We start from the raw sequence: 1,140 nt of genomic DNA, 5'->3' as shown, positions 1-1,140 counted from the left end.
CCTCGGCGACCCGCAGCTGATCGGAGACCTCCCAGCCCACCGTCGACTTGCCGACCCCGGCCCGCCCGCCGATCAGCAACACCTCGGCGTGATCCATCTAGCCGGCCACCTCCAGCGCGGCGAGACTCGGACGCGCGGCGCACCGTAGCGCCTCCTGGATGACCGCGGCCGGATCCCCCTCGTGATACGGCCGCTCCGAGGCCTCGATGCCGTCGAGGAACTCCTGGTACCGCACGGCGTACGTGAGGTGCGCCAGGGGTTCGGCGAGTGCGAGCGCGCGGGCGGGGTCGCTCGCCGGAGCGTGGGTCTTCCAGGCGTCGACCCAGGTGCGGACGGCTGTCGCGCGCGCTGTCTCGGGGAGGAAGTCGCACAGGCGCAGGCAGTCCAGGACCGGGTTGCCCCAGTGGGCGTCGGCGAAGTCCACGACGACGGGTGGTCCGCCGGCGCTGCGCCAGTTGCCCGGATGGAAGTCGGCGTGCACGACGGTGTCGGGCAGCCCGCACCCGGCGAGCCGTCCCCAGTGGTCCGCCAACCTCCGTGCCGTGTCCCGCTCTTGGGGGCTGATGCCCAAGCCGACGGTGCGGTCCAGCAGTTCGCGCATCCGCTCGCCGAGCACCTCGTCGCGCCGATCCCGAAGACCGGGTGGCCGCCGGTCGACGAGCGCGGCCTGCGCGGCGACGAACCGGCGCACCCCGGCCTCGACCGTGGCGGCATCGGCTGCCCAGCAGTCCTCACCCGGGATGTGCTCCAGCAGCACCCGCCGCTCGCCGGAGCCGAGAACAGTCGGCACGAGACCCGCGTCCACCTCGGCGAACGCGGCGATGACGGTGGCCTCGTCGGAGGCGAAGCGCGGCGTCGCCTTGAGCCAGACCGGCCCTTGACCCGTGGGAAGCCGGAAGAGCCCCGCCAGATTCCACGTCCGTCGCTGCTCGACCGGCCCCGTCACCGGCCGCCCCAGTGTGGCCAGCGTCCGCGAAGCCCAGTCGAGCAACTCCCGCAACCCGTCGGTGCGCGCCCACGGCGATCGCAGGGCCTCGTCCCGGCCCAACAGCCCCTGATGTACCGCCCGTTGCCTCAGAGACTTCAGAGCCCCTGGCTCGGGTGGCTCCAACGCCTCCACGTGATACGTCACATGGCCGT

1 protein-coding gene is annotated in these 1,140 nt (G+C 72.9%); it reads right to left on the bottom strand.

Going from position 1 to position 1,140, the window contains the following annotated elements; genetic code table 11:
- Positions 1-97: 97 nt before the first annotated feature.
- Positions 98-1,140 (bottom strand): aminoglycoside phosphotransferase family protein (locus F3T56_RS45700; protein ID WP_149831350.1); only part of this gene is annotated, 1,043 nt, incomplete at its 5' end.

Origin of the sequence: Streptomyces tailanensis, assembly GCF_008386495.1 — a bacterium.
GTDB classification, from domain to species: domain Bacteria; phylum Actinomycetota; class Actinomycetes; order Streptomycetales; family Streptomycetaceae; genus Streptomyces; species Streptomyces tailanensis.
Note: the sequence above shows the minus strand (reverse complement) of the source record. Positions and strands in the feature narration are given on the sequence as shown.